Here is a 23,077-nt window from a genome sequence, read left to right as displayed (position 1 = left end):
AGGAGGTGTTACTATGACGCATATACTGGTGATTGAAGACAACCCAGATATACAAGAACTTATTCGTGAATTTCTAATGGCACAAAACTTTACTGTTGATGTAGTTGGTGCTGGAACAGAAGGCATTCTTCTTTTCCAAAAAAATTCATACGATCTTGTCCTCCTCGATGTAATGTTACCAGATATAGATGGCTATAGTATTTGTAAAATTATGCGAGGACAATCTGATGTACCAATCATTATGTTAACAGGCTTACATAATGAAGAAAGTGAAATTAAAGGATTTGAGTTAGGTATTGATGACTATATTACAAAACCGTTCCATTACACCGTATTTATAAAACGTGTAGAAGCTGTATTAAGAAGAGCAGCAACGAAGGAAGCAGAAGCTGCAACTATACTACAATTCCATGAATTGATGTTAAATTCTACAGCATATGCCGCTTATGTTCATGGTAATCAAATTGAATTGACTACAAAAGAATTTGAAATTATATATACTTTACTGCAAAATCGGGGAAAAGTACTATCAAGAAGTGATTTGTTGAATAAGGTATGGGGCTATGAACATTATGGTGATGTGAGAGTAATAGATACACATATTAAAAACTTACGAAAAAAATTAGAAATTCCTTATATTAAAACGGTGAAAGGCATTGGCTACAAAATCGAATCGTAGCAAAGACAACATCACCAAAAATATATTCATCAAAACCTTATTATTTTGTATTTTGTTATCACTTTGTCTTTATCAAATTATTTATTTTCTAGCCTCAAATTACGATAAAGATCGTTTGAGAGCGTCTGAAACGCAAACTGCGGAACAAGCGGAATCAGACAAACAAAACGACCAAAGTAAAACAAAGCAAAATAAAGCTGTGTCAGAGAGTAGCATCTCTAATTTTCAATCTTCTCAAATAGACATGAATACACTCTCTACAGCCATCAATCATCTTTTGCAGCCTAGCCAAACTGCAAAAGCAAAAGAACATGCACAAAATATTCCGGGGAAAAGTAACACAACGTCTTCACTTACAGAAGCGGAAAAGCAAGTTACTAACAATGATGCCTTACATACACAAAATGCAGCAAGTAAAACAAATGATACACATGATAATCCATCGTTAACAGATGTGTTGCAGCAATTAGCTCCACATATTGGGGCGACAATGCTTGCATTATCTCTGCTAGGATCTTTAATCTACGCAAAAATAATCGCCAAACCTTTCCAATATATGAGCGATGCTTTAAAAGATATTATGAATCTTGATTTCTCAGATAAAAAGCTACTTAACAAAAATACAGATCAAACAGATTTTAATTTGCAAGTAGCTGCCTCACAAGTACCTACTATTGTGAAAAATTTACATGAAAGCAATCAAGATTTAAGAAATGAAATCAAGAAGGAACAACAATTAGAACAATCTCGTAAAGAATTTATGTCTATGATATCCCATGAATTAAAAACACCAATCGCAGCCGTTATGGGACAACTCGATGGCATGATTCACGGAATTGGCGCTTATAAAGATAGAGATAAATATTTAAAACGTTCATATGAGATGATGCAAGATATTAACATATTAACGGAAAAGGTATCAGAATTATCCAAAATACAAAACCCTCAATTTAAACCCAATTTAAAAGTTATCTCATTGACTAATATTATTGAGGACGTTATAAAGAAAGTAGATTATTTTGTATCTGTAAAACAATTAAATGTTCAGTCTAACATTAAACAAGATGTACAAATTTTAGCTGATCCTAAATTTATGCAAACTGCTATTTTTAACATTATTTCCAACGCAATTCATTATACAATTGACCATCAGCATGTATATATAAAGCTTTATGAAAAGCCAAACGGTTACGCATTAGAAGTATTAAATACAGGTTCTCAAATTGATGAAGATAAACTTGCCCATTTATTTGAGCCATTCTATCGCGCAAATCCTGACAAACATGGCTTAGTACAAGGTAGTGGTCTTGGGTTATATATTGTAAAACAAATATTAGATAAACATCAGTTTCCTTATGGGATACAAAACACACCTCAAGGTGTAAAATGCTCCATTGTATTCCCAAAGGCAATGTAAAACCTATTCTAATTTCATACCCCAAATTCATACTTCGTATGAATGGCGGAATTTTGTAGAGTATGTTACTCTGTTTCGTTCGCCCGTTGTCCTTATTTGGATAGCGGGCGTTTTTTATTTTAAAAGGAGGATTTTTATGGAGAAGTTTAAGTATTCACTACTCGTTTTACTCGGTGCTTGTAGCTATGGCGTGCTTTCAACTATTTTCAAACTCGGATTTATTAACGGATTTTCAGCACATCAACTATTAGGGGGACAATATGTCTTCGGATGGATTGGACTACTTCTGCTCGTTCTTTTCTTTTCACGCCATAAAGTAACAAAAAAGCAATTCTTGTCCTTACTAACAGTCGGCACAACAATGAGTATGACTGGTATTTTCTATGCTATTTCTGTAGAAGAACTGCCAGCATCTATCGCTGTCGTTCTACTCTTCCAGTTCACATGGATCGGAGTAGTCATCGAGGCTATTGCAAATCGAACGTTTCCAAGCCGTGAAAAAGTTATATCTATCATCATTTTATTCACTGGTACGTTGTTTGCTGGCGGTGTCTTTGAAGGGCTAGGAGAAGATTTTTCTACGAAAGGTATTATCTTTGGACTATTAGCTGCTGTCTCTTTTTCATTCTATGTTTTTGCAAGTGGACGCGTTGCTACAGATGTTCCACCTTATACGAAAAGCTTTCTCATGACAACAAGTGCTACCCTTATCGTCTGCCTATTCTTCCCGCCAACCTTTTTAACAGATGGTGCCCTGCAAGCCGGTCTATGGAAATATGCTTTCTTCCTCGGATTATTCGGCGTTGTCGTACCTGTCATTTGTTTTTCAATTGGCGTACCGAAAGTCGGAATAGGACTTGGTACAATATTAGGTGCAGCTGAATTACCAACGGCCATTATCGCTTCTATAACACTTGTACATGAAGTTGTAACGCTTATGCAGTGGATTGGAATTATATTTATATTGTTTGGTATTTTCACTCCTCAGCTCCTTACGTATAGAAAAGAAAACAAACATAATCGTGTGCATAGTGCATAAGAAAAGACCTTTCATTTACTTGAAAGGTCTTTTCTCTCTCGTTCACTTTACCGCTCCATACAGTTTCTCTATCTCATGCTCAATTTGTTTTACATCAATTCGCTCAAATAATGGCTGTACGCTATCAATTTTATTCGGCAACATATTTTGAGGTTCCCAATTTCGTTTAACAATCGACAATGTGTTTCGAACTCTTTCACTTGAAAATGGTAAAAATGGTTCAAGGAGATTTGCAAAATTAGCGATAAGATAAACACAATTATAAATCGTTTCTTCACATGAAACTGGATCATCTTCTCTTTGTTTCCAAGGCTGCTTTTCGTCAAAGTATTTATTTGCAAAACGCACTGCATCAAATATTGTCTCTAACGCCACCTTAAATTTAGTTTGTTCAATAGCCGCTCCTACATATTTATATAATCCTTCTACTTTATCTTTCAGCTCTACATGAATAGTTCCCTTCGGTACAACGCCATCATAATACTTTTCAATAAACTTTAATGTCCGATTCACAAAGTTCCCATATGCACCTAACAATTCACTATTATGACTGTAAATAAACTCACGCCACGAAAAATCAGTATCACGATTTTCTGGTGCATTTACTGTTAAAAAGTAACGGATCGAATCTGGATCATAGCTTTCTAATATATCAGGTACCCATACTGCCCAGTTTTTACTTGTAGATAATTTTCTTTTTTCAACTGTTAAATATTCATTCGAAACGATATGACGAGGAATTGCTTCTTCTCCTATTCCAAGTAATACCGCTGGCCAGATGATAGAGTGAAATGGAATATTATCCTTTCCGTGTACATAATACGTTTTCGTTTCTTTATCCCAAAACTCTTGGTCATCTTTCCCTGCTTTTTCAGCCCAATGTTTACTTGCAGAATAATACCCTGTCACTGCTTCAATCCATACGTAAATTTTCTTATCTTCGTATCCTGCCACTGGAATTGGAACCCCGACTGGTAAATCACGCGATACTGCCCTATCTTGTAACCCTTCTTTTACATATCTTTCTGTTAGCTGAATTGCATTGTCACGCCATGTTCCTTTTTGTTTTGCAATTTCTACGACTCCTTTAATTTGCTCCTGAAATGTATGCAATGCGAAATAGAAATGCTCTGTTTCCTGTACGGATGGCGTACTACCACATAACTTACATTTCTTTTCTAACAAATCGAGTGGATCTAAAATAGCTGAACAAGCATCACATTGATCTCCTCTTGCCGCTTCATGGCAATGTGGACAAATGCCTTCTACATAACGATCAGGTAAAAACTGTGTACACGTTTCGCAATACGCTTGTTCCACCGTTTTTTTATAAATATAGCCTTCTTCTAATAAACGTAAAAAGACATTTTGAACAGTTTCATGATGATGCTCACTATCTGTACGTGTATAGCAATCATAAGTAAAACCAAGGCTACAAAAACATCGCTCAAACTCTTCATGATACTTATCAGCAATTTCCTTCGCCGTCACACCTTCTTGTTTTGCCCTAATTGCAATCGGTGTTCCATTACAGTCACTTCCCGAAACATACAACACATTCTCACCTTTTGCCCGGTAATAACGTGCTAAAATATCTCCAGGTAACAAACTCGCAATATGCCCAAGGTGTAACGAGCCATTTGCATACGGCCAAGCGCCTCCAATAAAAATACTCATCTTACATTCCTCCTTTTAAATATAAAAAAGCCCCACCCTTATCTTAAAAAAGATAAGGGCGGGGCTGTATAAACAGTCGCGGTACCACCTTATTTCGCCAATTACTCACATAATTAGCCTTAACAAGTACGGAGCTATATGCTCTTATACTGTGGTTTTGATAACGAGTACCAACTCTCGTCGCCGCCTACTATTATCATTTGATAAGTTCAGGACGAAGCTCAAAGGCCATTGTTCAAATGAATATTCTTGCTTCTTCTCAGCTACCGAAGCTCTCTGGAAAGAATGTGTTCATCCTACTTTTCCTTTTCAATGCTTTTACGTATAACAAGTATTTTACGACTTAATCACAGAAAAATCAAACTTTTATTCAAAAAGAAAAGGAAATCCCATCCACCTGCCGAATAACTATACGTTCACAAAAGGAGTGATAATATTGAATCAAAAACAACTAAGCGCACGTAATGAAAAAAGCTGGAATACAGCTGCTTATGAAGCTTGGACGAATCGCCACGGAGCACCAGCGGATTATGCAAAAAAACTCATAGAAGATCCTATGCGCGAGATAGATCACTATTTACCTTACATACAATCTCCAAAAGGAAAACGTATCATTAATTTACTCGGGTCAAAAGGAAATAAAGCCGTTGCTCTCGCTCTTTTAGGAGCTGACGTAACAGTGGTTGATATTTCAGCAAGTAATGCAAAATATGCAAATGAACTTGCAGAAGCAGCAGGTGTCTCTATCCAGTATGTCGTTTCTGATGTACTAAATGTGCAGCTCTCCAAATCATTTGATATCGTATTGCTGGAACTTGGTGTACTCCATTACTTTCTAGATTTAAAACCGCTCTTTCAAAAAATTGCTACCATGCTTAAAGGAGATGGAACACTTATCCTTCGTGACTATCATCCTGTTTACACGAAATTACTAGGAGTAGACCACCCATCATTTCACGCTAATGGAAATTATTTCGATGAAGAATTAATTGAAGATGATGTGGCTTATTGCATCCTTCTTACAGAAGCGCAGAAAGAATCATTGCCTAAAACAACCATCCGTCGCTGGACGCTAGGAGAAATAATTACAACACTTGCGGAAGAACGTTTTAAAATTGAAAAGCTAGTTGAAGAACACGGATCTCATCAAAGGTGGGTTTTCCCTTCTACTTCACCTGAAGGAATTGAAGAACGTATACCAGGTCTATATACATTAATTGCGACAACATGCAAAAAAGGATCCCTTCACGGATAGGATCCTTTTTTGCATGCTTACGCATATAAGTTGAGGTTGGAGATTACCATAATTCTGTAGAATAGGACACAAGATATTTCAACATTTTGTCTCTGACTTACGTCGTCAAAAAGGGGTATGACCAACATAACGAAGAGTAATGTTTCAGTTGATACTGATAATCGTTATCAACTAATTAGAAGTATACATGATGTTATTTCAAATTACAATACCATTTCTAATTTTTATTTATGAATTTTTTGATATACAAATGTATACATTTTAAGAACATTTACTCACATTAATCTGCCATATTCCATTATCTGCTATAATTTTCATGGAACAGATTAATAACTTCTTAATCATGTTTTTATTAATTTCGTTCTAAATATTTATAAATTATAATAAACAGTTTTAAAAGGTAGGGGTAACGATGAAATATGTTAGCATTCGAAAAAAACTACTGTTCACACTCTTAAGCATTTCTTCCTTATTTAGCATTGCTCTTATTGTTATTCTTTCATTTGCGATGCATCAAGCAAGTGAAATCGAAACGTTAAAGAATGATGTATCGAAAAGAGCAACGATTTTAAAAGAACGTGGCGATTGGTTCCAAGCACAGGTCGCTGGTTTACAAGAATATTTACTATCACATGACCAAAAAGGATTGAATAAATTCAACCGGGAAGGAAAAAAACTAGCTGATACTAGGGAGAAAGTAACAAGTGATAAAAAACTCCCAGAAGGAATGAAAGAGGCCATTTTAATGGGAGCAAAATGGCGCAGCGTCGTAGATAATGAAGTCCTCCCTCTTGCGCGTGAAGGAAAATGGGATGAAGCATCCAAAATTGCTCTTGCTCAAACAGATTATGTAAATGACCTTTTAAGTCGTTTTACTAAATATACAAATGAAGAAAATGACAAACGGGATGTATTAATTGCTGACGTAGAGTCTTCTTCATCCCTTATTCAATATATTATTTTCTTCTCACTCATTACATGTACATTAACATCTATTCTATTGGCATGGTGGTTCTCTGGTAAACTCGTTAAACCGATTCGACAAATTGATGCGAAGTTAAAAGAATTAGCTTCGCAAGATGGCGATTTAACCGCTAGATTACACGTAACGAGTAAAGATGAAATTGGTGACATTGCAAATTCCTTTAATCAAATGCTTGCTAACTTACAGCGTATAATAAAGCAAGTTCAACAAACATCAACAAGTGTAAAAGAAGCTTCTGAAAATGTATTTATCGAAACAACTGCTTCTATGGAAAATACCACAAAATCGAAAGAGACTATGAATGCTCTTGTGCACAATATTCGTTCCCAAGTTTCTAGCATCGAAGAAAGTTCAACCGCAATGGATGATATCGCAACGGGTGTTCAGCGTATTGCAGAAACTGCATCTTCTGTCGCTAGCCTAGCTGTTACAACTTCTGAAAAAGCAGATGATGGAAATAAAGTCATTGAGAAGTCTATTACACAAATGCATACAATTAACGAAGCTGTTAACGCTACATCACAAGTGGTAGAGCGACTCATTACACATACGAATCATATTGATACTGCACTTCAATCTATTTCTAATATTGCCGAGCAGACGAATTTACTCGCTTTAAATGCTTCTATTGAAGCGGCCCGTGCTGGTGAACATGGAAAAGGATTCGCTGTTGTTGCCGATGAAGTACGAAAACTTGCTGAACAATCTCAGCTAGCAGCAACTGATATTAACCATTTACTTCATCACATTCAAGCGGACACAAAAATAGCAAATGACATGATGACACAAGGTCAGTCAGAAGCTTCTGAAGGAATTACAGTCATTCGTACCGCTGGATCTTCATTCTCAGAAATTGTTAATCACATTAACAATGTATCTACACAAATACAAGAAATGTCTGCAACTACTGAAGAAATGGCCGCAAGTTCTGAAGAAATGAATGCAGCTTTAAATAATATCGCTTCTATTTCAAATGAAGTTGCTGCCGAAACATCACAAACAGCAACTTCAGCTGGTGACCAAGTAAACAAAATGAGTATCGTTGCTAAAAAATCATCAGAAATGAAAACAATTGTACAAGAACTTGAAGTGCTCGTTTCTCATTTCAAAACAAATGGTTAAAATGAAAATTCCATTTATACTTCTACGAACTCTAAATTGTTAGAAAGAGCGATTTAGAGTCTCTCTTTTTTCACGCTAAAATATCTCTTTCTATCTCCCATTCTGTCTGCTATAATTCCTAAAGGAAAGAGGAAAGCTTTATTCCTACTGGAATAAAGCTTTCTTTCAATTTTTTACATTAATTAATTCTAATACTAAGATTTCACAAAGGAGGCTTTTTATCATATGAATTTTATAAGTATCAGAAAAAAACTAATGTTCATGATGGGAACGATTTGTGCTTTATTCGGCATTGCCTTAGCTTTTATTTTATTCTTTACCATGGATCAGTCTCATAAAGCTGAAACATTACAAAAAGAAATTTCTCCTCTTGCAACCGAATTGAAAGAGCGCGGAGACGCTTATCAAGTACAACTTTCTGCTTTAAGAGGTTATTTACTACAACATGATCAAGTCGAATTAGACAAGTTTAATGAGATGAGTAAACGTCTTGAAGATACAAAAGGGCAACTTCTTTCTAACCCTAACACTTCTCAGTCCGTGAAAAGCACAATGGAATTAGGATCCACTTGGAGAAAGTTCATTGAAGAGAAAGTATTCACTCTTGCAAAAGAACAAAAATGGGAAGAAGCTTTACAAGTAGCTTCTACAGAAAATGGTACTGTTTATAAAGTAATTGGTGATTTCACAAATTACAGTAATGAACAAGCTAAATTACGCGAACAATCTATTGAAAAAATCGATCAATCTTCACTACGAATTGAATATGTTGTCTTCTTATCACTTGTTATTTGTATTGTAACTGCAATTATTCTTGCATGGTGGTTCTCTGGTAAGCTTGTAAAACCAATTCAGCAAATTGATACTAAACTAAAAGAATTAGCCTCTCAAGAAGGCGACTTAACAGCCCGTCTACAAGTAAATAGCAATGATGAAATCGGTGCAATTGCATCATCGTTTAATAAAATGTTAGCAAACCTGCAACATATCATTAATCGTGTTCAAAAAACATCTGTAGAAGTACAAACAGCTTCTGAAAATATGCTAGAAAAGACTAATACATCACGCGAGGCAACAATACGAGTTCAAAGCTCGATGTCCAACTTAAATTCAAGTATTCAATCGCAAACTTCTAGTATGGAAGAAAGCTCAACTGCGATGGATGATATGGCAATAAGCGTTCAACGCATCGCTGAATCTGCTTCATCTGTAGCCGAACTTGCTGTAGCTACATCTGAACATGCTAACGATGGAGGTACTGTTATCCAAAAATCTGTTTCACAAATGACAACGATACATGAAGCTGTAAATGCTACATCAGAAGTAGTCGAACGTCTAATCACCCATACGAAATATATTGATACGGCTGTACAATCTATTTCTAATATCGCTGAGCAAACAAACTTACTTGCTTTAAACGCTTCTATTGAAGCAGCTCGTGCTGGTGAGCAAGGAAAAGGATTTGCTGTCGTAGCTGATGAAGTCCGTAAACTTGCGGAACAATCTAAAACTGCTGCAACAGATATTAACCAATTACTAAATCAAATTCAAAATGATACAGAAACAGCTAGTTCTATGATGTCTAAAGGTCGTTCTGAAGCATTTGAAGGCATTACTGTCGTTCGTGAGGCTGGTACTTCTTTCACAACAATTGTTGAACAAGTAAATAAAGTATCAACTCAAATGCAAGACATATCAGCAACTGCTGAAGAAATGGCTGCAAGCGCTGAAGAAATGAACGCTTCACTTAATAACATCGCTTCTATTTCAAATGAAGTATCTAGTGAAACAGCCGCAACGGCACAATCTGCTGAGCAGAAAGTTATTGTTATGAATGAAATGACAGTAACTGCAAAACAAATGAAACAAACGGTTGAAGAATTAGATCAACTCGTATCTCATTTTAAAACTGAATAGCTCAAAAAAATATTCCTCTTTCAAGAGGAATATTTTTTTGAGCTCATTCCCTGCACATTATACATATATCCGTTATAATGAGAATCGATATCATTAATCTGTAGGGGGTGCTACACATGTCACAACAAGCATTTGAAGAAAAATTATATGCAAACTTAGAAGCTGTTATTGATCCTGAACTAGGTGTTGATATTATCAATCTTGGATTAGTTTATGACGTTACAGCGGATGAAAATAATAATGCTATCATTACAATGACGATGACTTCTATCGGCTGCCCAATGGCTGGTCAAATCGTATCAGACGTTAAAAAAGTACTATCAACGAACGTACCTGAAGTAAACGAAATAGAAGTAAATGTCGTTTGGAATCCACCATGGTCGAAAGAACGTATGTCACGTATGGCGAAAATCGCATTAGGTATTCGTGACTAAATTAAGTGAAACTTTAATCAGCCTACACCAATCCAGTGCTTGCTGGATAAAGAAAGACCTGACATTATAGTCAGGTCTTTTTCTCTTATTATTTAACGCCTACTGCATCATAAGCTTTCGTTACAGCTTGTAACTCTTTAGAGTTTTTACCATATAAATCTTCTGCTGACTGAAGTGCTGCTTGACGCATCATTTTAAAGTCAGAGTTTGCAGTTAAATATTTAGTAAGAGCACGGTAGTAAATTTTTTCTGTCGCTTCACGGCCCACTCCAGTTACTTTCACGCCGTAATGCGTGCCACCGTCAGATACTAAGTACGCAGCTTTATTGTTAATACTACTGTTAATATGAACGCCGCCATTATCAGCTGTTCCAGTGTAGCGTTTATTGTAATGATCTGGATAACCTTCACCTGGTTTTAATGGGTTTGGAATAGATGCTGGATCTTTCAGAGAACGAAGCGCATCACCAGGTTTACCAGGTGTATAAATATCAGCACCTAAATCCCAGCTCTTCTTCTCAACCATGACACCCATAATATCAGATAACGATTCATTTAACGCACCTGATTCATTTTTATAAACAAGGTTTGCTGTATGCTCAGTTACAGCATGTGTTAATTCGTGACCGATAACATCTAGGCCAGCAGATAATGGAATAAATGTCTTGCCATCTCCATCACCATACATCATTTGGATACCGTTCCAAGCTGCGTTATTCCAGCTTTCTCCTACGTGAACAGAGGAGATCAGCTTCGCGCCTTTATCATCGAAAGAGTTACGGTTAAATGTCTTTTTGTAGTAATCGTATACTTTCCCTGCATTTACATGCGCATCAACCGCTGCTTTGTCATCAAAGAACTTATTTTTACTTTCTACTTCGACACCTGTATATCCAAACCATTGTGAGAATATGTTAAACCAGTTTTCATCCATATTCTCTGCATCAAACGTATGAACACCTTGTCCACGCTTACCATCAAATAAATGGAATGCTCCTGTCTTCTCATTTTGAGCAATTTCAAATGATTGTCTAGCACCTAATACTCCGTAACCAAATCCTGTAATGTTATCTACAGCATTATATTTCTCAATCACATTTCCATTTGTTGCATCAACAAAGTAATGCCAATAGCCTGGAGCTGGTTTTGAAATCGATGCCTTAACTAAGTATGCAAGATAGTAGTTTCCATCTTTTTCATACACAAATAAATCTTTTTTCACACCATCATAATTTTTTACTTTACCAACTTCTTTTTCAATATCTGCCTTTGCAATTGTTTCTGCTTGTTCTGCACTAATACTTGCAAAGGTAGGAATATTTTTATCCTCTAAATTCGGAATAACTTGTCCGAAGAATGCTTTTACATTATTCTCTTTATCTAGTGTAACAGTTTGGTCTGAACCATACACAGGAATGTTATTATGTTTCTCAACTAACTTCACATGTGTCGTACCAGATTCAGCATCTTTTTCTTCCCCAACGACATTGAAATGTTTATCAATGTTTCCTGCTAATTTAAACATATCTTTCTTACTTTCTAAATATTGAAAGACCGTCTCTTTTTTATCTAGTCCTTCCGGTGCTTTCCATTCTTCACCTATGTATGCAGGTGTTTTAAATTCTTGATGATATTGAATTTTTTGTTCTTCCGCTTTCGTTGTCGTTGCTCCAAACGTTCCAAATCCCCCGGCGATAACAGTTAACGCTAATGCTGATGAAATGACTTGCTTTTTCACTATAACATTCCCCATTCCCATAAAGATTTTTGACACTTTTATAAAATTCTGAATTTTTAACCCGATACCTCTTCCGAAAATTTGAGAAACATTTTTCAGATAATTCCACACAAAAAGAGGACACCCTATCAGGTGTCCTCTTTTTTATAAACATTTTGTTATTTTTTTAGCTCAATTGCTAAATAGTGTGATTGCTCTTTCGCTTGAATATGAATATCTTCTTCTACTGCTTCTGCCGCATCGCGCATAACAAGTATCTCACCATTTATCACACTACTTCCTTCAATTTGTACAAGGTACAATTGACGGCCTTCTTTCACAGGAAAATGAATTTCTTTTCCTGCCTCTAACGATAAAGAATATAAATTCGCATCTTGGTGAATTTGAATTGGCGCATCACCTTCCACTGGGGAAACCATATGGAACCACTCATTATCACGTTTACTCCAATCAAATTTAAACTCACCATAGTTTGGTTTATGATCAGCACGGTCTGGTAAAATCCAAATTTGTAATAAACGCAATGTTTCATTTCCTAAATTATGTTCACTATGAAATACACCAGTACCAGCACTCATATATTGAACATGTCCACGCTCAATTGTTCCTCTATTCCCCATGCTATCTTCATGTGTTAAGGCACCATCTACAACGTAAGAAATGATTTCCATATCGCGGTGCGGATGCATATCAAACCCAGTTTGTGCAGCTACTAAATCATCGTTAATAACACGTAACGCTCCAAAACTCATATTATTTGGATTGTAATAATTAGCAAAGGAAAAATGAAAATGTGTATTTAACCAACCGTGATTTGCTCTACCCATATTTTTATGATCAACTTTTCTAAACATATCCTTCACCTCATATTATCTCGAATTCAAGATTTACTTTAAAATTGTTTCTTACTGTAATTTTTTTAGTAATTTTAATAATTGATTTTGTTCTTCTATATTTAATTTATGAAACTGCTCCGCTTGGAACGTTTCCTGGGGCGGGACGATCTCCTCATATAAAGCTCTTCCCGTTTCTGTTAACGAAATATATTTCGTAGTACCTTCTTGTTCACGCCCAATCCAGTCCAGCTGCTCCATTTTATTTAAAAGCTGCGTGACATTTCCTTTCGTAACAAATAGCTTCTTCCCAAGCTCTTGCTGCGTTAAACGATTATGTCCTCCAACTTGAGCTAGTACATCAAACTGAGCGGCAGATACATTCCATTTTTTCAAATGCTGATTCGTCTCACGAATACTCTTGTTATAAAAACGTGATAAACGAAACCATAATAGTAGTCCTAATCTATCTTCTGTTTTCATTTCATCACCTCGCTCGTTTCATACTATTAGTTTAGAACTAAACTTTATAGAAGTCAATTACTTATTTTTAGTAAGTGACAAAGAAAGCATAGCGCTATTTCTCCACTATGCTTACATCAATTTTCTATTTTTATATTCATCTAATTTCCTCTCCGCGAACTTCCTCGCATCTTTCTCAATCCATCTCTCTTCATACGATTCACTTCCAACATACAATACTTCTCTCTTATGCTGCATCGCATGGCGAAATTCATGCAGTAGTGTTTTAAGCACTTGCTCATACTCATCCCACATACAAACGAAAATTAATTGTTTTTCTTTATGATAAAAACCACCTACGGGGAATAAAAACTCCTCTTCCTCTTCCCCTAATGATAGAAGTACATGATTTGCATCACACGTATCACAAAAAATAACTGGCGTTTTACATACTTCAATAAGAGAAAATAAATCCTCTCTAATCCTTTTGACATCCCAAGGAAGCTCCGAATCCAACACATACCAATTCTCCACCTGTTGATATACATTTTGAAACTGGAGTTCCATTTCTTTTTATTCCCCTTTCCAAGCTCTCTTTTTCTATATGTATGCCACAATATGGTAAATATTAAACATACTCTTTCCCCCTTTGAAAAATGACAATAAAAAGAACCTATATTAGTATAGGTTCTTTTCCATAATTACTTTTTTTTCATAATTTTTTTTAGTACAAAATAACCAATTGCGCAAACAATAGCAGCAAGTGCAAAATATTTCACATATGGCCCAGCTACTTTATTAATACTTTCCCACTCTGTTCCTAATTTAAAACCTAAATATACAAACACAATTGACCACGGAATAACAGCTAATGTAGTTAGCGTAATAAACTTAGCATGTGACATTTTCGCAATACCCGCTGGTATGGAAATAGCATGACGCACAACAGGAATAAAACGTGCCGTAAAGATAACGCCAGTTCCGTAACGATTAAACCAATCTTCTGCATAATCAATATGCTTCTTCTGAATTAAAATATATTTTCCATATCGCTCAAGAACAGGTCTTCCTCCGTATCGACCAATCCAATAAATAAATAGTTGTGCGATTACACCGCCAATTGTCCCGAACGCAACAGCTCCCCAAAATGTAATGCTTCCTGTTGATACTAAATAGCCTGCATAAGACAATACGATTTCACTCGGAATAACTTCTAACATCAATCCAAGCATAATTCCCCAATAACCAAGTCCTTCTAGAAAAACTAAAACTGAATGAATCAACTCTCCTAACATCATTTACCTCTCTTTACTGTTTTCTTTACCAAAAATAAAAGTACAAGCAGTAAGTATCTTGTACTTTTATTTTTTAAAATTTAGTTAGTCTTCGTATCCCACTTAAAGATTTTATTTAAAAATTTATATACATTCTTTGACTCTTTTGTCAGAAGTGGACCTAAGATGGATAGTATAAGCACGTATAGTGCTGAGAATGGTTTTAACACTGACATTAAACCACCAGCGATACCGATATTAGCCATAATGATGGAGAATTCTCCCCTTGAAACGATTGTTAATCCAATATTTGTAGAAGCTTTATGAGATAATCCAGCTTGTCTTCCTGCAATCATCCCTGCTACAAAGTTACCGATTATCGTAAGAAGTACCGCACCTAGCGTTAACCATATTGCTCCGCCTAACGAGAACGGATCGATACTTAACCCGAAGCTGAAGAAGAAAATTGCTCCGAAAAAGTCTCTAAATGGAACAACAAGATGTTCAATTCGATCACTATGCTCTGTCTCAGAGAAAACTAATCCTAAAAGAAGTGCTCCGATTGCTTCTGCAACGTGAATTGTTTCTGAAAAACCAGCGATGAAGAATAACGAAGCAAATACTACAATAATAAAGATTTCATCTGAACTAATATGGAGCAATTTATTTAATAACGGCGTTGCTTTTCTAGCCACAATAAAGAATAGAAGCATATATCCTAAAGCAATTCCAATTGAAGTAAGAGCACCTAAGAAGGAAGCATGATCCCCAAGTACTAAACCAGAAACGACTGATAAATATACAGCAAGGAATATATCTTCAAACATAATAATTCCTAAAATTAGTTCGGTTTCATTATTACCAGTTCTTCTTAAATCCACTAATACTTTCGCAACGATGGCACTAGAAGAAATCGTAATAATACCCGCAATAATTAAGATTTCTAGTAATGGGAATCCCATGATAAACCCGTATAATAATCCAAGTGAAAAGTTAATTAGAATATAGATTGTTCCACCAATCGCAATAGAACGTCCGGATTTAATTAGTTTCTTCATCGAAAATTCTAGCCCTAGATAGAAGAGAAGGAACAGAACGCCAATTCTTCCAAGGAAGGATATTACACTTGCACTTTCAATAAATTTGAGATCGATTACACCTATTGTCGGCGCGTGCGGCCCTACTAACATGCCAAGAACAATTAGAAAAGGAATTACTGAGAACTTAAACTTTCCAGCGATTACTGCCGCAATTGCCACTAGAACTAAAGCTGTACCAACTTCAAAAATTAAAGTATCCATCTAGTCAGTCCCCCTATTCGAAAGTAACTCATTAATAATTTTTTTAATTTCTTCTCTCTCACCTGAAACTACTAGCATATCGCCTTCTTCAATTACTGTTTCTGGTCCTGGATTAAATAGCTTTTTCATATTCTTTTTCATAACTGCAATTATCGTTACGCTATACGTTTTTCTTATTTCAAGATCACCAATTGTTTTTCCGATTGCTGGAGCTGCATTCTCCACTTTAAACCACTCAATCGCTAAACCTTCAAAGACCATCTCAACATTTTCTAATGCCCTAGGCTTATATACCATTCCACCTAATATTGCTGCAACTTGTCTTGCTTCTGAGTCACGTAATGAAATACTAGAAATACTTTCTTCATGATCTGAATCAAAATGATACATTTCTCTACGTCCGTCATCATGAATCACAATCACCATTTTTTCGTTACCTTTCGTAACGATTTGAAATTTATACCCAATACCTGGAAGTTCACTTTCTCTAATATTCATATTTAGCTCCTCCTCAACAATTTTATTTGAATTTTCTGTTTTTCAGTCTTTTGTTCATCCAACCAATTTTAGAAATTCTAACCACTCCGGATACTTATGATTTGGAAATCTTTTATTGTAATAATAAGTGGCCCCTAGAAAAATACTTGAAGATGTAATGATAAAAAATACATTGCTTCTCATTTTTAAACTCTCAAGGCTTACTTTCAATAAAGTTTCTTCTTTCAAATTATCCCCACTTTCTCGCTTTACATTTAGTTTTTTAAAATGTAAATAATTCTAAAAATATTACGATGTAACATAATCATAACATAAAATACACTTAAGTAACATCATTTTTTAGAAAAATTGATTCTAGTATATTTTTTGCATATAATTTTCTTATTACAGAAAAAAGGAAGTGTATTATATGGTTGATATCTTTAGCAGATTCCTTGAGGTAACGAATAATATTTTATGGTCATATATTCTTATTGCAATGCTAATCGGCTTCGGTCTTTATTTCTCTTTCAAATTAAAATTTGTCCAAATTACTCATTTCAGTGAGATGGTCAGTTTAATTAGTAAAGGATTTAATCGAAAAGAAAAAAAGAAAGATAGCATCTCTCCATTCCAAGCATTTTGCTTAAGTGCAGCCGCTCGCATTGGTATCGGGAACTTAGCTGGTGTAGCATTAGCAATTTCAATGGGAGGACCTGGTGCAATATTTTGGATGTGGTTTATCGCGATTCTCGGAGCAGCTACTAGTTTTGTAGAATGTACGCTCGCGCAAATTTATAAAGTAAAAGATGGACGCAGGTTCCGTGGTGGCCCAGCATATTACATGGAAAAAGGATTAAACAAACGCTGGATGGGTGTCTGGTTTTCACTTCTTATTACAGTTGCGTACGGATTAATTTTCAATTCAGTACAAGCAAATACAGTAACAATAGCGTTTGAAAATGCTTTCGGATTAGAGCGAACGATCGTAGGAGCTCTACTAGCTTTACTAGTTGCAGTTATTATTTTTGGCGGTATTAAGAGCATTTCACGCATTACAGAAATGATTGTTCCCCCAATGGCAATTGTTTATATTGGTGTGGCTATTTTTGTCGTGATTAACAACTTCAATATGTTACCAAGCATTTTCATGGAAATCTTTAACGGTGCATTCGGTTTAGACCAAGCCATCGCTGGTGGTATTGGAGCAGCTATCAAGTTCGGAATCCAACGCGGTTTATTCGCGACAGAAGCAGGTATGGGGAGCTCTCCTAATGCAGCAGCAACATCTGATGTATCTCATCCTGTAAAACAAGGACTTGTTCAAGCATTAGGTGTTTTCGTAGATACATTCTTAGTATGTACATCAACAGCGTTTATCGTATTATGTTCTGGACTTTACAAAGGATCAAATTTAGAAGGTATTGAATTAACACAGCAAGCATTAAGTTCACAAATTGGACCGTGGGCAAGCACTTTCTTAGCGATTATTATTTTCCTCTTCGCTTTCAGCTCTTTACTAGGAAACTACTATTATGGTGAAACAAATATCGCATTCATTAAAGAAAGCAAAACATGGTTAATGATTTATCGCGTTGCAGTCGTCGGAATGGTGTTCTTCGGATCAATCGCTGCCCTTCAAACTGTTTGGAGTTTAGCTGATTTATTCATGGGACTAATGGTATTCACAAACTTAATTGCCATCTCATTCCTTAGCAAATTTGCCTATGCAGCATTATTAGACTACATTAAGCAAAAGAAACAAGGTAAAGATCCTGTCTTCCTTGCAAGTTCTATCCCTGGCTTACAGAATACAGAGTGTTGGGATGGGCAGGATGTAGAAGAAAAACAAAAGGCTGTTTAACAAACAAAGGCCCTATTACTTCACCGTAATAGGGCCTTTTATTTACAACAGTTCATAATTTGTTCAAATTAATTCCAGCAAAAGGGTTGATTTATACAAATTACTAGATTATAATAATTATAAATTAGTAATTGATATAACATAACAACTCAAAAGGAGATTGATCATAATGAACAAACAAGTAATCGAAGTATTAAACAAACAAGTAGCAGACTGGAGCGTTTTATTTACAAAATTACACAACTTCCATTGGTACGTAAAAGGACCTCAATTCTTCACATTACACGAGAAATTCGAAGAACTTTACACAGAATCAGCTACTCACATCGATGAAATTGCAGAACGCATTTTAGCAATTGGCGGCAAACCAGTAGCAACAATGAAAGAATACTTAGAACTATCTTCTATTCAAGAAGCAGCTTACGGAGAAACTGCAGAAGGGATGGTCGAGGCAATCATGAAAGACTACGAAATGATGCTAGTCGAACTGAAAAAAGGCATGGAAATCGCTCAAGACTCTGACGATGAAATGACATCTGACCTACTACTAGGCATCTACACAGAACTAGAAAAACACGCTTGGATGCTACGTGCGTTCTTGAATCAATAATAGATTAAAAGCGGAAGCGACTCTTTCAGAGTCGCTTTTTTATGTAATGGTTGCATTTAACGGTACACGAAATTATATCAACGATTTTTCAAATATATCGATCATAACTCGCAATATATCAACGATTTTTTCATTATATCGATCATTACAAGCAATATATCAACGATTCGACAAAGGATATCAATTTACCGACAAATCACGACAATATTAACACACCCCTCGCCCTACTTTTATCAATATATTACAATCTCATCTATGTTAAAATATAGGAAACACCTTTTAGTAAAATAGATCCAAAAAGCTTTTCCAAATTCATCATTTACTACTTAAATGGCGGGAGTGGTTCAGTTGAAAGACTACTTAATTAGAGCATTTTTTGCGTTAATAACAGTTGGAATCGTCTTACTTATAGCTAATATTTTCAATATACGTGTCGAGGTTAAAGACTATGCTTTCCTCGTTGTTGTAGCAATTGGTGGCGGCTGGGGTGGCTGGTACCTGTATAAAAAACAAAGTAATCAAAATGATAAAGGCATTCCAAAGTAATATGGAATGCCTTCTTTTATTTCCGTCTATAATAAATAACAAAATTCAAACCACTGATACAACCAATCGCTATAAACATACAAAACGATTGTCCATCTCCACCTAGACTATACTCATCAACGATAAATCCAGACATAAACAATGTTATCGCTGAAACACCAACACACAATATCGAAATAAACCAAAGCGAAAACTCATTAATCAGCTCTTTCTTCTGTCTTAAAACAATTAGCATAACAAGAATAGACGCTGCTAAAATACTTTTAAAAACAGGACGTAAATACACAAACTCCTCCATCTATTTCTCCTTTCCGAAAAACTATACATTCTAACATTAATATATTTAACTGAATTAAAAACACATGTCTTTTTACGATAAAAAAGACATGTGTTTCTATAAATCGCTATAAAAACGTACTATGATAATTGCTTCCACTTCGTCCCCAAGACAGGACGCTCGTAATTTTGGATTTCATGAATTAGTTTATCTGCCGTCTCAGCGGAAACAATTAACTCTTTATTCGATGGATTCATAAAGCCTTCTTCTGCTGCCCGTTCAACCATTTGCAAAATTGGTCCGTAAAAGTCTTTTATGTTCAATAAACCAACCGGCTTATTATGTATACCAATTTGTGACCAACATACTACTTCAAAGAGCTCTTCAAACGTTCCATATCCGCCTGGTAATGCAATGAAAGCATCCGCAAGCTCTGCCATTTTCGCCTTGCGCTCATGCATCGTTTCTACTTCAATTAATTCTGTTAATCCTGTATGTACGATTTCTCCTCGAAATAGACCACGCGGCATAACACCTGTTACACGTCCGCCTAAACGAAGAACTTCGTTTGCTACTTCTCCCATTAATCCAACGCATGAACCACCGTATACGAGCTCATAGTCGTTCTCAACAAACATTTTCCCTAACTGGATTGCCTGCTCTTTAAACTCTGGTCTCTCCCCTAAATTGGAACCTGCAAACACACAAATCTTTCTCATTCCTACACCCCGAAACTATATATTGTTATGATACAATTGACATTGTACAACATATTGAGGAGATGAGGAAGGAATGGATATCGTTGCATTTCAAAGATGGGTTGAGGAATTTTACGAAAAACGAAGCTGGTCACAGTATAATGCCTTTATTCGCTTAAATTTCTTAACTGAAGAAGTTGGAGAAGTTTCACGAGTTGTTCGCGCTATTGAAATCGGCCGCGATCGTCCTGATGAAGATGCGAAAACAGAAGAAGAGCTAAAACAAGAACTAAAAGAAGAACTTGGTGATGTACTATCTAACCTTATTATTCTTTCGCAAAAATATGATTTGGATTTACAAGACATTATGGACGCACACGTCACAAAGCTTTCGAAAAGGTTCGAAGCACTCAAATGAGAATATTATCAACTATGGTATAATATTCTTGTCACAATACTAAGGGGGATTTTATGTTATCTAAAAAATTGCATAACGCATTAAATGAACAAATGAACTTTGAATTTTACTCTGCCCACGCCTATATGGCAATGGCTGCTTACTGTACAGCTGAGAGCTATGATGGATTCGCTAACTTTTTCCTTGTACAAGCTGAAGAAGAGCGTTTCCACGCAATGAAGCTTTACAACTATATTAACGACCGCGGTGAGCGCGCTATTATTACTGGATTCGATAATCCAAATAACGAATACGAATCTGTATTGAACGCTTTTGAAGTCGCACTTGAGCACGAGCGTGAAGTAACGAAACGTATTTATCACTTATCTGATATTGCTTGGGATGAGCGTGAGCATGCAACAATTACATTCTTAAAATGGTTCGTTGATGAGCAAGTAGAAGAAGAAGCTTCATTCGATAGCATCATTCAAAAATTAAAACGTATTACAAGCGATTCAAACGCACTATTTATGCTAGATGCTGAATTAGAGAAACGTACATTTACGCCTCCAACTGAGTAGTATTTTAATCACCTTAATGAATGTATTAAGGTGATTTTTTTTATTTGCTTTCTATCTTAAAATCACCTTAAATTTCCTAGCATTTGACATAGAACTAGTTAATAAATGGTATTATTTTCAATATAAAGTGAAACTTTGATCCGTGGGGGGTTCGTTCATCCACCACGGATTATTAGTTGAACTAATCGGGTCTTTACAGGCAGTTGATCTCCCACCTAACCTCTTTGCCCCCGCCAAATTTTGAGGTGGGAGTCTTACTGCTCGTTAATGCGGGATAAAACAATATGTGAGGAGAGAAAAAATGAATCAACGTGTAGAAGCTGTTGATGCAATTCGTGGTTTCGCTTTATTTGGCATTTTACTTGTTAATATAACATTAATTCAATTCGGGTTATTCGCTAATGAAAAACCCACTTATATTTTCGGAAAACTCGATGAAAGTGCTAATTGGTTTATTCAATTTTTCGGCACACAAAATTTCATTTCCCTATTCTCTTTTTTATTTGGGCTTAGCATTATTTTGTTACAAAAAAGTATTATCGCAAAAGGAAAAAAGTTTTTCCCCACATATATAAGACGTATTAGCATTCTTTTACTACTAGGTTTCATTCACGGTACCTTTATTTGGTCCGGAGATATTTTATTTGCATACGGACTTATCGGGATTTTCTTAATGATGTTTATAAATAGAAAACCAAAAACATTATTGATTTGGGCAACTATTCTACTCGCACTCATTACACTTATGTCTTATCAAACTGATCCAAATACAAATATTAATGATTTTGCTCCTTATATTGAAAAAGAGCATAAAGTTCATGAAACTGGAAGCTATATGGATCATGTCAACTTTAGGTTAACTGAAAGTCCTTTCGATTATATTGGGATTAACGGTTTCTTCGGACTAGTTTTCATATCAATTTTCGCAATAATTTTTATGTCCCCACTTTTCTTACTCGGAATGTATGTAGGAAAAAAGGGCTGGCTATTTGAGATTGATAAACACATACCTTCTATCAAAAAGATTTGGCTTATCACTGGTATTTTCTCTTTTACAATTAAAATCTTAGCCGTGTTCGTAAAGCATCCAATTTTAATTATGTTACACGATGGCCTTACATCAGTAACCATGACATTCTTTTACGGAAGCACCATTATTTTATTATTCCATTACAAAAAAGCATCGCGCTTACTAACATATATGGCGAATATGGGGAAAATGTCGGTTAGTAATTACTTAGCTCAATCCATTATCACAACAACAATTTTTTACGCATACGGCTTTGACTTATTCGGTAAAATCGGATATTTCTTCGGTATTCTTTTGACCATTGGAATTTATACAATTCAATTATTCGTTAGCACCTATTGGCTACAGAAATACCGAATGGGCCCTATAGAATATGCGTGGAGAATGGGAACTTATTTAGAGAGACCACGATTTAAAAAAGACTTGGATAAAGCAAGTTAAACAAAAAAAGCAATGAGCCTACG

Annotated in this window: 23 protein-coding genes and 1 other annotated feature; of the genes, 13 read left to right on the top strand and 10 right to left on the bottom strand. The window is 35.6% G+C overall.

Features of this window, described 5'->3' with window-relative positions:
- Positions 1-13: 13 nt before the first annotated feature.
- The 3 genes from JDS98_RS21595 to JDS98_RS21585 all read left to right on the top strand — a co-directional run bounded on the left by JDS98_RS21595 (position 14) and on the right by JDS98_RS21585 (position 3,135).
- Positions 14-679, top strand: coding sequence for a response regulator transcription factor (locus tag JDS98_RS21595; RefSeq protein WP_000148832.1), 666 nt, complete (start codon positions 14-16; stop codon positions 677-679).
- Positions 657-2,096 carry a sensor histidine kinase gene (locus tag JDS98_RS21590; RefSeq protein WP_098911476.1) on the top strand — a complete coding sequence of 480 codons (1,440 nt, stop codon included), beginning with the start codon at positions 657-659 and terminating at the stop codon, positions 2,094-2,096. The genes JDS98_RS21595 and JDS98_RS21590 overlap by 23 nt, the downstream gene beginning before the upstream one ends.
- 136 nt (positions 2,097-2,232) lie before the next feature.
- A complete protein-coding gene (locus JDS98_RS21585; protein WP_097957470.1) occupies positions 2,233-3,135 on the top strand; it encodes an EamA family transporter in 903 nt (300 codons plus the stop codon).
- 42 nt (positions 3,136-3,177) lie between these two features.
- On the opposite strand, the gene metG is transcribed toward JDS98_RS21585, so the two are convergent.
- On the bottom strand, positions 3,178-4,812 hold the full coding sequence (metG, locus tag JDS98_RS21580; RefSeq protein WP_199632518.1) for a methionine--tRNA ligase: 1,635 nt from the start codon (positions 4,810-4,812) through the stop codon (positions 3,178-3,180).
- Positions 4,813-4,863: 51 nt separating this feature from the next.
- Positions 4,864-5,134, bottom strand: a binding site (T-box leader).
- 114 nt (positions 5,135-5,248) lie between these two features.
- Between metG and JDS98_RS21575 the strand changes: the two genes are divergently transcribed.
- From JDS98_RS21575 to JDS98_RS21560, 4 genes are all read left to right on the top strand, one after another.
- Positions 5,249-6,067, top strand: a complete 819-nt coding sequence (locus JDS98_RS21575; RefSeq protein WP_097957466.1) for a class I SAM-dependent methyltransferase — start codon at positions 5,249-5,251, stop codon at positions 6,065-6,067.
- 412 nt (positions 6,068-6,479) lie between these two features.
- Positions 6,480-8,174: a methyl-accepting chemotaxis protein gene (locus JDS98_RS21570; RefSeq protein ID WP_199632519.1), complete on the top strand. Its 1,695-nt coding sequence runs from the start codon at positions 6,480-6,482 to the stop codon at positions 8,172-8,174.
- 225 nt (positions 8,175-8,399) lie between these two features.
- Positions 8,400-10,091, top strand: a complete 1,692-nt coding sequence (locus JDS98_RS21565; RefSeq protein WP_098911473.1) for a methyl-accepting chemotaxis protein — start codon at positions 8,400-8,402, stop codon at positions 10,089-10,091.
- A 116-nt stretch (positions 10,092-10,207) separates the two neighbouring features.
- The gene (locus tag JDS98_RS21560; protein ID WP_000082520.1) at positions 10,208-10,525 is read left to right on the top strand and encodes a metal-sulfur cluster assembly factor; all 318 of its coding nucleotides are present in this window, start codon (positions 10,208-10,210) and stop codon (positions 10,523-10,525) included.
- A gap of 88 nt (positions 10,526-10,613) precedes the next feature.
- Here JDS98_RS21560 and nprB read toward each other — a convergent pair whose 3' ends face one another.
- The 7 genes from nprB to JDS98_RS21525 form a co-directional block, all read right to left on the bottom strand.
- Positions 10,614-12,263: a neutral protease NprB gene (gene nprB / locus JDS98_RS21555; RefSeq protein WP_000745149.1), complete on the bottom strand. Its 1,650-nt coding sequence runs from the start codon at positions 12,261-12,263 to the stop codon at positions 10,614-10,616.
- A 158-nt stretch (positions 12,264-12,421) separates the two neighbouring features.
- Positions 12,422-13,117 carry a pirin family protein gene (locus JDS98_RS21550; protein ID WP_097957462.1) on the bottom strand — a complete coding sequence of 232 codons (696 nt, stop codon included), beginning with the start codon at positions 13,115-13,117 and terminating at the stop codon, positions 12,422-12,424.
- A 51-nt stretch (positions 13,118-13,168) separates the two neighbouring features.
- Positions 13,169-13,579, bottom strand: a complete 411-nt coding sequence (locus JDS98_RS21545) for a MarR family winged helix-turn-helix transcriptional regulator (RefSeq protein WP_000845485.1) — start codon at positions 13,577-13,579, stop codon at positions 13,169-13,171.
- A gap of 111 nt (positions 13,580-13,690) precedes the next feature.
- Positions 13,691-14,125, bottom strand: a complete 435-nt coding sequence (locus tag JDS98_RS21540) for a DUF3920 family protein (RefSeq protein WP_000422812.1) — start codon at positions 14,123-14,125, stop codon at positions 13,691-13,693.
- Positions 14,126-14,259: 134 nt separating this feature from the next.
- Positions 14,260-14,853 carry an undecaprenyl phosphate transporter UptA gene (gene uptA, locus JDS98_RS21535; RefSeq protein ID WP_097954405.1) on the bottom strand — a complete coding sequence of 198 codons (594 nt, stop codon included), beginning with the start codon at positions 14,851-14,853 and terminating at the stop codon, positions 14,260-14,262.
- Positions 14,854-14,933: 80 nt separating this feature from the next.
- A complete protein-coding gene (locus JDS98_RS21530; protein WP_097957458.1) occupies positions 14,934-16,133 on the bottom strand; it encodes a cation:proton antiporter in 1,200 nt (399 codons plus the stop codon).
- Positions 16,134-16,631 (bottom strand): cation:proton antiporter regulatory subunit, encoded by a 498-nt coding sequence (locus JDS98_RS21525; RefSeq protein WP_001026079.1) that lies wholly within the window; start codon positions 16,629-16,631, stop codon positions 16,134-16,136.
- Positions 16,632-17,040: 409 nt separating this feature from the next.
- On the opposite strand from JDS98_RS21525, the gene JDS98_RS21520 reads away from it, so the two are divergent.
- The 3 genes from JDS98_RS21520 to JDS98_RS21510 all read left to right on the top strand — a co-directional run bounded on the left by JDS98_RS21520 (position 17,041) and on the right by JDS98_RS21510 (position 19,630).
- Positions 17,041-18,474 carry an alanine/glycine:cation symporter family protein gene (locus tag JDS98_RS21520; RefSeq protein WP_199634308.1) on the top strand — a complete coding sequence of 478 codons (1,434 nt, stop codon included), beginning with the start codon at positions 17,041-17,043 and terminating at the stop codon, positions 18,472-18,474.
- 169 nt (positions 18,475-18,643) lie between these two features.
- Positions 18,644-19,084 (top strand): Dps family protein, encoded by a 441-nt coding sequence (locus JDS98_RS21515; protein WP_001041895.1) that lies wholly within the window; start codon positions 18,644-18,646, stop codon positions 19,082-19,084.
- 348 nt (positions 19,085-19,432) lie between these two features.
- On the top strand, positions 19,433-19,630 hold the full coding sequence (locus JDS98_RS21510) for a hypothetical protein (protein ID WP_000656329.1): 198 nt from the start codon (positions 19,433-19,435) through the stop codon (positions 19,628-19,630).
- Between the two features lie 16 nt (positions 19,631-19,646).
- On the opposite strand, the gene JDS98_RS21505 is transcribed toward JDS98_RS21510, so the two are convergent.
- Entirely contained in the window at positions 19,647-19,928 is a 282-nt protein-coding gene (locus JDS98_RS21505; protein ID WP_000390905.1) for a hypothetical protein, read from the bottom strand.
- 119 nt (positions 19,929-20,047) lie between these two features.
- Entirely contained in the window at positions 20,048-20,626 is a 579-nt protein-coding gene (locus JDS98_RS21500) for an LOG family protein (protein WP_001225748.1), read from the bottom strand.
- Between the two features lie 73 nt (positions 20,627-20,699).
- Between JDS98_RS21500 and JDS98_RS21495 the strand changes: the two genes are divergently transcribed.
- From JDS98_RS21495 to JDS98_RS21485, 3 genes are all read left to right on the top strand, one after another.
- Complete coding sequence (locus JDS98_RS21495) at positions 20,700-21,023, top strand: MazG nucleotide pyrophosphohydrolase domain-containing protein (RefSeq protein WP_000355745.1); 324 nt, start codon at positions 20,700-20,702, stop codon at positions 21,021-21,023.
- 53 nt (positions 21,024-21,076) lie between these two features.
- On the top strand, positions 21,077-21,583 hold the full coding sequence (locus JDS98_RS21490; RefSeq protein ID WP_000949410.1) for a ferritin: 507 nt from the start codon (positions 21,077-21,079) through the stop codon (positions 21,581-21,583).
- 301 nt (positions 21,584-21,884) lie between these two features.
- Positions 21,885-23,054: a DUF418 domain-containing protein gene (locus JDS98_RS21485; protein ID WP_097957453.1), complete on the top strand. Its 1,170-nt coding sequence runs from the start codon at positions 21,885-21,887 to the stop codon at positions 23,052-23,054.
- The last annotated feature ends 23 nt before the right edge of the window (positions 23,055-23,077 follow it).

Source organism: Bacillus cereus group sp. N11, assembly GCF_016483605.1.
Classification (GTDB): domain Bacteria; phylum Bacillota; class Bacilli; order Bacillales; family Bacillaceae_G; genus Bacillus_A; species Bacillus_A toyonensis.
Note: the sequence above shows the minus strand (reverse complement) of the source record. Positions and strands in the feature narration are given on the sequence as shown.

Coding starts and splice junctions, on each gene's coding strand:
- JDS98_RS21570 (WP_199632519.1), top strand. CDS start 6,480: ATGAAATATGTTAGCATTCGAAAAAAACTACTGTTCACACTCTTAAGC.
- uptA (WP_097954405.1), bottom strand. CDS start 14,853: ATGTTAGGAGAGTTGATTCATTCAGTTTTAGTTTTTCTAGAAGGACTT.
- JDS98_RS21515 (WP_001041895.1), top strand. CDS start 18,644: ATGAACAAACAAGTAATCGAAGTATTAAACAAACAAGTAGCAGACTGG.
- JDS98_RS21540 (WP_000422812.1), bottom strand. CDS start 14,125: ATGGAACTCCAGTTTCAAAATGTATATCAACAGGTGGAGAATTGGTAT.
- JDS98_RS21550 (WP_097957462.1), bottom strand. CDS start 13,117: ATGTTTAGAAAAGTTGATCATAAAAATATGGGTAGAGCAAATCACGGT.
- JDS98_RS21585 (WP_097957470.1), top strand. CDS start 2,233: ATGGAGAAGTTTAAGTATTCACTACTCGTTTTACTCGGTGCTTGTAGC.
- metG (WP_199632518.1), bottom strand. CDS start 4,812: ATGAGTATTTTTATTGGAGGCGCTTGGCCGTATGCAAATGGCTCGTTA.
- JDS98_RS21565 (WP_098911473.1), top strand. CDS start 8,400: ATGAATTTTATAAGTATCAGAAAAAAACTAATGTTCATGATGGGAACG.
- JDS98_RS21560 (WP_000082520.1), top strand. CDS start 10,208: ATGTCACAACAAGCATTTGAAGAAAAATTATATGCAAACTTAGAAGCT.
- JDS98_RS21495 (WP_000355745.1), top strand. CDS start 20,700: ATGGATATCGTTGCATTTCAAAGATGGGTTGAGGAATTTTACGAAAAA.
- JDS98_RS21485 (WP_097957453.1), top strand. CDS start 21,885: ATGAATCAACGTGTAGAAGCTGTTGATGCAATTCGTGGTTTCGCTTTA.
- JDS98_RS21520 (WP_199634308.1), top strand. CDS start 17,041: ATGGTTGATATCTTTAGCAGATTCCTTGAGGTAACGAATAATATTTTA.
- JDS98_RS21525 (WP_001026079.1), bottom strand. CDS start 16,631: ATGAATATTAGAGAAAGTGAACTTCCAGGTATTGGGTATAAATTTCAA.
- JDS98_RS21490 (WP_000949410.1), top strand. CDS start 21,077: ATGTTATCTAAAAAATTGCATAACGCATTAAATGAACAAATGAACTTT.
- JDS98_RS21595 (WP_000148832.1), top strand. CDS start 14: ATGACGCATATACTGGTGATTGAAGACAACCCAGATATACAAGAACTT.
- JDS98_RS21500 (WP_001225748.1), bottom strand. CDS start 20,626: ATGAGAAAGATTTGTGTGTTTGCAGGTTCCAATTTAGGGGAGAGACCA.
- JDS98_RS21530 (WP_097957458.1), bottom strand. CDS start 16,133: ATGGATACTTTAATTTTTGAAGTTGGTACAGCTTTAGTTCTAGTGGCA.
- JDS98_RS21505 (WP_000390905.1), bottom strand. CDS start 19,928: ATGGAGGAGTTTGTGTATTTACGTCCTGTTTTTAAAAGTATTTTAGCA.
- JDS98_RS21545 (WP_000845485.1), bottom strand. CDS start 13,579: ATGAAAACAGAAGATAGATTAGGACTACTATTATGGTTTCGTTTATCA.